Here is a 9,273-nt window from a genome sequence, read left to right as displayed (position 1 = left end):
TACAAGGACCTCAACTGATTAAAAATAAAAAATTAGCTGCAGCAATGTTTTTATCTGTATCGACTTATTTAACGTCTAATTCAATACCCGAAATGGCAGATCTTGCCAATAAATTATCTGTGACTACATGTCGTGACCGTTTCTTTAATGATTTGCAATCACGGAGTCATTTACTCGCATATGATTTAAATGCCGAACCCACAAAAAATGCACCAGTTGCACCAGCGGCTTGAGATGACGCAAAGAGAATTGTTTCGGTAGAAAATAAACCCTTAGGAGGGGCAAATAGATATGTGACATATCAACAGACAAAAGCCTCTTACTCGCATAAGAATAATTGAACAGGAGAAAATGAATGAACCAGTTAGCAAATAAAGTTGTAGTGGTTACCGGTGGGTCGCGCGGGATTGGCGCTGCCATCGCTAAGAGATTGGCCAAAGATGGTGCTCGAGTTGCAATCACTTACGCTAAAAATTCTGATGCAGCAGATTTAGTGCTCAAGGACATCAAAGCTGCAGGAGGAGAGGCTATTGCTTTACAAGCGGATGCGCGTGATTCGGAGGCCGTGAAAGCTGCAATTGACAAAGTGGCGAGTACTTTCGGCCGTCTTGATGTATTGGTCAATAATGCCGGCACGGCGATTGCAAAACCTTTTGAGGAGACTTCATTCGAAGAAATGAATGAGGTTGTTGCACTCAACCTTATGGGGGTTTTTGTTGCAACGCAAGCTGCCCTGAAACATCTCAAAAAGGGAGGGCGAATCATTAACATCGGCTCTTGTGCTGGCGAGCGAATAATGAATCCCGGACTTGCTACCTATTCAGCCACAAAGGCGGCTGTCAAACTATTTACGCAGGCGCTTTCTCGTGAAGTAGGCGAACGAGGAATTACTGTTAATAATGTGCAACCGGGGCCTATAGATACGGACTTAAACCCAGCAACTGGCGATTCGGCACAACTACAAGTGGCAAACACAGCACTTAAACGTTATGGTCAGGTGGATGAAGTGGCTGCATTGGTTTCATTTGTAGCTGGCCCAGAAGCTTCTTATATTACCGGAGCTAATCTTACGATTGATGGGGGTACAAATGCATAATCAATTACTGATTTGTCTGCAACTACATAATCAATAACAGAAACCGAGAGGATCAGACCTTGAACCCTAGTTTAAAGAGTTCTTATTGAATTTTTGGCGGCACTTCAAGGTTTGAGGTTCATAGGTTTTTCAAAGCCCAGGTAATGCTTAAGGGGCTTAATCGATTTGACAGTGATAACTAGCCTACAGCCCTTGGATTGTATTCGATTGCAAACGATGCGAAATCAGAATAAAGAGGCTGAGCGAAAAAAAAGTAGTAGAGCCTGTAGCAAATAATGATATAGAAAATTTTACTGCAAATCTGAAAGTATTGAGAGATATTGAACGGGTTACTGGGCCAGTTGATACTGTTGCTGAGGCAGCTGAATTAGACCGACAAGATCTTAATCATAGTATTAGACCTTAAGCTTCTAAAAATATCAAAAAGATCAGAAAAAACCTTAGATCAACTCGGCCAGAGAGCACGCAAACTCTCTGGTTTTCTTATTATGTGAGCACTTTATCTAATCATCGTGAGGCTAAGCAATAATACATTGTCGTTCTGGTTTTTAGATGAGTGAAGAAACTGATTTAGATATCCTATGTCCAAAATGGCTGTTTTGGATAAATTTTTGGCAATCCCAATAAATGCTCGATTTTGCTCAAATAAATATGGTGATGTCCAACTAGGATGATTGAGATTAAAGAAAAACTCATTAAAACATGAAAAAGAATAACTTTGCCATTTTTTCAAGGGAACTCTTAGCCATAAGCGCTCCCGTAAACGAAAAGCAATTTGGGATTGATCGCTACGTTGTCTTTCTTCCAAACGAGTTCGGCTATTGATACTCAAATTAGAATCTTTTATGACTTGCCAATTTAACTGTTCCCATAATCGTTTTTCTGTATGTGTCTTGTTTTCAGGTGTTTTCGTTAAAATCCACCCAGGTCCTATAAACAACATAACATTTCTATTAAATTGATAACCTAATCCACCTAAGTAAAGGAATTGATTAAAGACCGAAGGAGTGTCAATTAGACGTAATTGTGGCTCTAGGTAATATTTAAAAGAAGAGTTTTCTGATATTGGTCCAATAATGTTTGCAACAGCCCAATCTTTAGAATAGGTCCTGGTGCTGTGAGTAGCTTGCATGCCAAAACAAAGAAAAAAACAAACGCTTATTTTTATCCAAAAAGAATAATTTGCTATATCCATAAAAATATTCTGTTTTAGTCTTTATGGTACGAGAGAAATACACAATATATTATTAAGCTCATAAAAACCACTGTTTTTGTGAGCTCTTTATTTTGTGTATTGAAATTAAACTTGAGTAGGTTTTATTGGTTTAAAAACTGTTTCAATTATTGTTTGTTTAATTTTGTGGATTTAGGTGCCATTTATTAAACCCAGCATCTGGGGGCAGGTCTTGAATTGCAACCTCAAACTCAATAAAAAACTGTTATATTCAAAGTTCAAGGCCATCTTTATTTCCTACGACGGTAATAGTTTCATTTACAGGCCCTAAGTAGATACTTTTCAATTGTTGCTCAAGTTCTTCTGATGTTAGTTCAGCAGATGATTTATCAAATGTTAAATTGCCATATTTGTCGAGAGTCATTCCTTTCATATTTACTCCAGTTACAGTTGTGGTAAATGTCAGCTGATAGAAAACATTATCCTTAAAACGTTTCTATACAACCTGTATTTGGTCGAAGGTTTACAGAAGGGTTGCTGCTTAGAGTGTTTTGTTCGGAATTAATATTATTTTCAGATGCAAAAAGCCCACCAGCATATAAGTATGCAGTCACATTTTTGAGCGCTTCTTGTGGAGATGGTGCACTAGACATGCGTCGCATGATGTCGATACTAGTTGAAGATTTCTGTCGGATTTGTTCCATTGATTGATTACAATATTGGCTTAATTGATAAGAAATTTGAGAGATACTGTGCTTATTATCATGGATTGCTCCTTCTACTCTTGCTGCAATTTCATTAACAAGAATGTCTCCCGGAGCTCTTATAAAAATCCGTACTGCCATGTTAAATACGGCATTAGATAATCTACTTATCGCATGTACGATACGGGTTAAATCTTTAATTATTTTATTTTTCAATTCATGCCAAGGTCGAGAAGAAAACGTTATAGGACTCAAAAGACAGCGTGCCAGTAATGGAATGTAATCGAAGATAATGGTTAATGTTTGATTTAAAGAAGTTTTTTTTGTAGGGGGATAGAGTAAGCAGGATAATCCTTTTATAAAATATTCTTTATCTCTGATGTCATTAAATAATTCTTCAATCACCATCATGAGCAAACGTTTTTCTCGATATGATAAGTATTGAAGTACATCTTGTCTTGTTAAGAGAAGTTGCAGCGCCTTTACTTGTAAAAATAGCTGAGGTGTCTTATTTTGTCTCGGATTTTGCTCTGGTAGATGAGACTTAAAAGAGTCAATTTTTTCTATAGGCAAATCAGCGCCTAAAGGTCGATTAATACCGATTATATTTTCAAGCATTTGAGTGACTTGAAGGTATTTAACTATATCATTATTCATTATCAGGGTTGCTGTATTTAAAACAGGCTGAGGAATAATAGTAATTACTGTATTTTGTAAAAGGGAAAATATTTGGGTGTACATTTGGGTTACCAGTGGCATTGCTGTTGGAGCGAGGATGGAAAGCATGGCTCCAAGCTGTAATGCCAAAATTAGATTTGTTTTAATGGGATGTTTTGCGAGAGCAAAAGTAACTCCCTCATCCAAGATTGTTTTTACTTTATCAAAGATTACATTTACTAGGTCATGCCATTCTCCCGAGCTAAGATGGTAGGGGGCACAGGCTACGTCAGGACTTGTTATTACTATAGGCTTAGTATTTTGAGAGCAATTTTTTTGAGCTTTTATGATGCTCTTTTCTTGTGTTATCAAAGAATCAAGTTGTTTTATGTTTTCTTGCTTTATTGCTGTAAGAGAATCGCTAATATCCGATAAAATTGTTTGGCATTGAGTCGTTCGATTGCTTTTTTTGAACTGTATTTTTGCATCTAAAAAAAGGTCATAAAAACCAAAACCTAAACGGTAAAGTATACCTAAGAATGTATTACCTACATCTTTTAATAAATTAACTGCTAATAAAGCGAGTTTTCGTCCGCTGTTTGACCCAAAACTGGTTTGCTTAAATGAACAAGACTCGAGAAGTTCTTTAACTAATGGTATTGTACTATTTTGGTTCTTTTGAGGAAAAAGGAATGTACTTAATGAAGAAATTTTTAGAAAGTCAAAAGAGAAAAGGGTAGTAAGGAAAGAGATAGGTACATCTATAATTAAATTTATAAGGAAAGATGCTACTCCAAAGATAGCTTGCTTGAGTACAACTAAAGTCCCGCGGAAAATATCTTTAAATACATTAGCTAAAGAAAAATTGCCCCATGTTGCTTTATGAGAGAGATTAGAAGGGCTTAGCTCTATTTTCCCTAATACATAGTGTTCCTCTCGTTTTTGAATACCGTGATTTGATAGTTCATTAATTGCATAAATGAGAGGTTTTATTTTTTCTTCATCAAGTCCGGAGAAATCAACAGCAAGTGTACTGCCAGTATCATTAAAGTTTCCCTGGTGCTCGAGCAAAATAGGATTGTGTGGATCCGCTTCATAATTCTGAATTACTTTGAGCGCCTCTTCGCAAGCATTATTTAATTCACCTCTGAAAAAGGATTTTGCTTTGCGGCTGTAGGTAAGGTTTTGATTCAGTTCTTGCGTTTTTACAATAATTGCCATACCCATATCTTTTACATGAGTAAGAATGGATTCTGAGCCCGTTGGTCTTAAGAGCACTTTAAGTTCTTCAAAAGATGCATTATCAATGGTTACGGATAACGCTTCTAATCGTGCACATAGCGCCTCATAGAGTTGGTCCATTTTATTAAGTGCATTTGTATCGAATGCACATAATGGATGCAATGTACTCCGATGCTTGGCTTTATATTGAGATAATTTTATTAGGAGGTTTTTAATTGTTGACTGAATGGCTATTTTTTGATTTTCATATAGATGTTCATTTAGCGTATTAGTTACACACTCTAAGGGCTCTAAAGCCATCAATAGGTCTTGAGAAAAATCCAGTAAGGACACTTTTTCTTTATGAAGCGATGTAATTTTATGATTTTCATAGGCTCGTTTAAGAATGATTTGGCGGTATCCACCTAATTGATTGATGGCTTGCGAAATAGGCGTTTCAGCTGGGATGAAACCAAATCGTTTCAATTGTTCTAAAGAGGGTTGCATGACATGGCAGATAAGCGATTTAAATGAACCATTTTTTTCTATGATATGGATCGCCTCGGTAGACGAAATTTTGATTTCCTTTTTAAAATAAGTATCGACGCTACCAGAATAGGTTTGTCCAGGAATTTTAGAAATTTTAGCGCTAACAAACGTGCTTTTGTTTGCTCGTTTGAATTGGTTGAGTTTTTTTTGTTGTCTCATTTTCGCTAATTTGATGGTATCACTCATATTCATGTACCTATTCAGAGTAACTAAAGTATTACGATTATTGATTATGTAACAAACTAACTGTCATGGTTTTTTACTGAAATTAGTCGTTGTTTGATCAATTGGAAGGCATGATAATCAGTATGGTATTTTATGTCCATCTCCAAATAAACATTGGAGATGGAGCTTGAGACTATAGGGCAGGAGCACCTGGAGGTGGTGGAAGTAGCACACCAAACTTATGAAACATTTCGAATTGATTTTTTGTTACTAATTTGGTCGTAGCAGCATTATTTGCGATTAATTTATCCATAACTGAAGAAATGTCTTCCCAATGAGCTCCTGGTGTAGCTACTAAACCCATTAACTGCGTATGTAACGCGTGTTTCTCCTTCATTAATGGCTGCATTTGAGCGTGCATGTCTTTGAGCATCGCTTTAAATTCAGCACGTTGTTCCTCTGGAACTAATTTTGAGATTTTAGGAGAAGAATTCTGGGATCCATGTCCAGGAGGCATATGTGCGTTTGCAACAGAAACCCCGCCCAAAGAGCTTACTAAGGCTCCAATTACTAAGTATTTTTTTAAGTTCATTTTTTTTCCTATCAAGTAATTCACAAGAAATGATAGGTGCTCAATGTAACGTGACTATGACATAGGGAGTTTGTTTTGTAACAAAATTGTTACATTTGAAGCCATTCTTCCAAAAAGACCCCTATTAGGAGGTGACCCATTTGCGCAAGTGAAAGATTTACAAACCGATGCACCGGATTGGAATGGGCTATCCTCACGTCAATTGATGCGATTAAAGTCAGCTTGTGAACAGAGGATTAAAAGCTGTACCCGTAAAGGAAAATTTTTCGCTATGCCAAACCGAGTCAGGATGAAATGCAAGCCACCATTGAAGATCTTTTTGGATAAAGGAAGGAAAATCATGCCGCAGAATAGACCACTCACCTCAGCCACATGGATTGATCTTTTTTCATCAGAAAAAGGGGATGAATTATATAAGCATCTGAAATCAGATAATACAATTTGGCATAAATATGCCAGAAATTATTTTAATAAAATTTATAATGAATATAAAATGTTTTTGGACGACAAATTTATCCAACAATTTCCACATGATTTATTAAGTTGTTTGTGGGAACTAAAGTTACTCGTCCATATTAATAGTATTAAACAGGGAAGGTTATTACCCTCTCTTATGCCAAGGAGTTGTTGAACAGATTCTATATGTTTTTTTTAGATTTACCCATTGTTTCTTATCTAATCCTGCATTTGCAATTAAATTTATATCTGGATAATTTTTAAATGTTGTATCATTGTGAGGTTTCTGCAAACTTGCAGAAACCTCACAGTAAAAGTTAATTTGTAGCTTTATCGAAGGGTTGACTAAACAGAAGTGCTATTTTATCTTAAGGTTACTTTCTTCTTTTGAAACTTCTTCAATATTTTCGCTTAAAGCCTCACCATGAGATTGCCAAAATTTAAATGTTCCTTTAGTAACTTTTGAATAGATTCCTAAACTTAAAACATGAAGCACATTTTCTAAAAACTGAACACCTTTGTTTGAGTCTCTTCGTTCTCTTAATGTATCTTTATTCTTTTCGGTAAGCACATTTGTGCATGCTTTTATCCGTAAATCTTCATCTGGAACGCTCGGATTATTCAGCGCATCCTTCATTTGGTTAACAATTTTATATTTATTAAGTACTAAATATAACTCTGGGTGAAGCTGCCAAGAAGGTGTCGTCCATTGATATTTCTGCACATTAGCTGGCCAGTATAGCGAACGTCCGGTGTTTGCTTGCTCAATGATTTTATTTATGTCTATATTGCCTTCTTTATTGGTATAATAATTAATGACATCCTTAGGCATGTCCTTTACATAACTAATTAAAGCCTCTTCGAGATGTCTTTTGTATTTATCACATAGAATATTCAATCGTTCTATTTTAGATTTTTTAGTCACAGTGTTTCTCTAATTGGTCGTATGATTTAATTATATACCATTAAGTATTAATGTTTTATTAAGTGGCCAACCGGAGTGAGCCGATATGAGGTTCGGCCCCGATTCTGGTAAAAAGTTATCAAATCGGGAGTGCTTTCATGTTGCATTGGAAAATCTTTTTCGCTGATTCCATAAAGTAGACACGGATCCAACATAAAAATTGTTCAATCATTCATCTAAAGTCCATTCCCAAGACAATTTTCCTGAGTCTGTTCATTTTTGGTTTCAGGAAAATTAAATAGAGATAATTTTAAATAGGAATTTTTAAATCTTTTGAGCATATTACCAAGTTTTAATAATTCATATTTTGTTTACATATTTCGTTTTCTCTTTTAAAAAATATGTTAAGAGATAAAGAAAGAACGCCGTGTAGCGAAGAGCGCACAGCGCGGCGCAGCATTTTGGACTCGCCCTTTTTATAAATGTTGGCTTTCAATATTTCTATCAATATTTGCAAGCGTTACTGCTCCTTTTTCAAGAATACATATACATCTATTTAAACGACTGGCAAGCCCGCTACCAAACCTGGCTTTATTAACCATTTGATCCTTCTGTGCCTCATCTATCAGGCTCTTTACTCCTTCTATAGTATTTTCTTTTCTTATGTTCTCTATTAACCTTAAAGCCTTTTCAACTTTATCTCCAGTTAGTGCTTCATCCCTTAGTTTTCTAGTTAAGAAAGATGGTTCAAAGTGTCCTTCATAATTAAGAGAGCCCCTTGATTTAATATATCGCTCTAACTCTTTAATACAACTTCCTTTGAAGGTCGTTACAGTTGGGGGCATCTCATCTTTAAGCATCTTTATTACTTCATCAACAGAGAGTTGCTCATCATTTGGAGTAGAAGTTGTTACAGAATTACTTCGATGATCTTTAACTTCCGTGTTTGCTTCTTTTAATGCATTTATTGCATCATCTTGCTTCTCTTTCTCTGTAGAAAAAGCATTACTAAGCGTAGTTAAATAAGTCCTTTGAAGGATAATTCCAAATTTTGACTTATAAGAATGAGTTGTATTTAAAAAATCTGCATTAGTTATATCTGGTCTATTTTCGCGAAGAAACAATAAAGCCTTAATTGTATTTACTGTGTCTTCCATTTTAAGTACAAAACGGGTAAGAGGGAAAATAACGTCTTTGTATTGTTCACTAGTAAGTTCCCAACTTGCTTGACTAATGACACTATTACGTCTTTCTCGTCCAAATTGCTGTTCTTCTTTTTTATCAAGTTGTAATGCCATTCCTATATCGACACAGATAACCTTACCCTCTGGAGTTGTAATAAAATTTTTTGGGGAAGCTGCGTCAACAATAATCCTTCCTGTACGATTAAATATGTCAATTAATGCAGCGCTAATTTCTTTATCTGTAGATTGGCGTCCTTTTATATAAGGGCAAACCCAACCCAAGCCAAACTCTGTTTGGATAATTGCTGCTGGTGGCTTAAGATCAGGATTTATTTCATTCCATAAACGTACAGAACGCTCAGGGCTATCTGTAATCTCATTTTCTCTTTTTTGAATTTTTAGTACTCGTGTTCCATCATCACTTACATAGGTATCGTTATAAACGCCTGAGCCTAATTTTTTCCAAGCCATAACAAAGCTCCATTTTAATCATTATGATTACAAATAATCTTAGCATATAAATTTGCATCATTTTTATAAGTATTTATTTCCCGTTAAACATAAGAGGCTA

Annotated in this window: 9 protein-coding genes; 3 read left to right on the top strand and 6 right to left on the bottom strand. The window is 35.7% G+C overall.

The genetic code is table 11. The features are described 5' to 3' along the window. Nucleotides 1-233: hypothetical protein (locus BGO44_RS11795; RefSeq protein ID WP_286823142.1), on the top strand; the 233-nt coding region annotated here is incomplete at its 5' end. 122 nt (nt 234-355) lie between these two features. Further along, nucleotides 356-1,096, top strand: coding sequence for a 3-oxoacyl-ACP reductase family protein (locus BGO44_RS11790; protein ID WP_273199446.1), 741 nt, complete (start codon nt 356-358; stop codon nt 1,094-1,096). A 499-nt stretch (nt 1,097-1,595) separates the two neighbouring features. Here BGO44_RS11790 and BGO44_RS11785 read toward each other — a convergent pair whose 3' ends face one another. The 4 genes from BGO44_RS11785 to BGO44_RS11770 all read right to left on the bottom strand — a co-directional run bounded on the left by BGO44_RS11785 (nt 1,596) and on the right by BGO44_RS11770 (nt 6,158). Then, nucleotides 1,596-2,291 carry a DUF2490 domain-containing protein gene (locus BGO44_RS11785; RefSeq protein WP_273199443.1) on the bottom strand — a complete coding sequence of 232 codons (696 nt, stop codon included), beginning with the start codon at nt 2,289-2,291 and terminating at the stop codon, nt 1,596-1,598. A 250-nt stretch (nt 2,292-2,541) separates the two neighbouring features. Continuing rightward, nucleotides 2,542-2,703, bottom strand: coding sequence for a hypothetical protein (locus tag BGO44_RS11780; RefSeq protein WP_273199441.1), 162 nt, complete (start codon nt 2,701-2,703; stop codon nt 2,542-2,544). Nucleotides 2,704-2,755: 52 nt separating this feature from the next. After that, a complete protein-coding gene (locus BGO44_RS11775) occupies nt 2,756-5,587 on the bottom strand; it encodes a hypothetical protein (protein ID WP_273199440.1) in 2,832 nt (943 codons plus the stop codon). A 172-nt stretch (nt 5,588-5,759) separates the two neighbouring features. Next, on the bottom strand, nt 5,760-6,158 hold the full coding sequence (locus tag BGO44_RS11770) for a Spy/CpxP family protein refolding chaperone (RefSeq protein ID WP_273199438.1): 399 nt from the start codon (nt 6,156-6,158) through the stop codon (nt 5,760-5,762). A gap of 70 nt (nt 6,159-6,228) precedes the next feature. Here BGO44_RS11770 and BGO44_RS11765 point away from each other — a divergent pair, with 70 nt between their 5' ends. After that, nucleotides 6,229-6,789 carry a hypothetical protein gene (locus tag BGO44_RS11765; RefSeq protein ID WP_286823141.1) on the top strand — a complete coding sequence of 187 codons (561 nt, stop codon included), beginning with the start codon at nt 6,229-6,231 and terminating at the stop codon, nt 6,787-6,789. Between the two features lie 183 nt (nt 6,790-6,972). Here the strand turns inward: BGO44_RS11765 and BGO44_RS11760 are convergent, their stop codons facing one another. Together BGO44_RS11760 and BGO44_RS11755 are read right to left on the bottom strand one after the other, a co-directional pair. Continuing rightward, nucleotides 6,973-7,539, bottom strand: a complete 567-nt coding sequence (locus tag BGO44_RS11760; RefSeq protein ID WP_273199434.1) for a hypothetical protein — start codon at nt 7,537-7,539, stop codon at nt 6,973-6,975. 455 nt (nt 7,540-7,994) lie between these two features. Further along, complete coding sequence (locus BGO44_RS11755; RefSeq protein ID WP_058510670.1) at nt 7,995-9,173, bottom strand: hypothetical protein; 1,179 nt, start codon at nt 9,171-9,173, stop codon at nt 7,995-7,997. Nucleotides 9,174-9,273: the final 100 nt, after the last annotated feature.

It is taken from the genome of Legionella sp. 39-23, from assembly GCF_001897665.1.
GTDB classification, from domain to species: domain Bacteria; phylum Pseudomonadota; class Gammaproteobacteria; order Legionellales; family Legionellaceae; genus Legionella; species Legionella steelei.
This window is presented reverse-complemented; position numbering and strand designations above follow the sequence as displayed.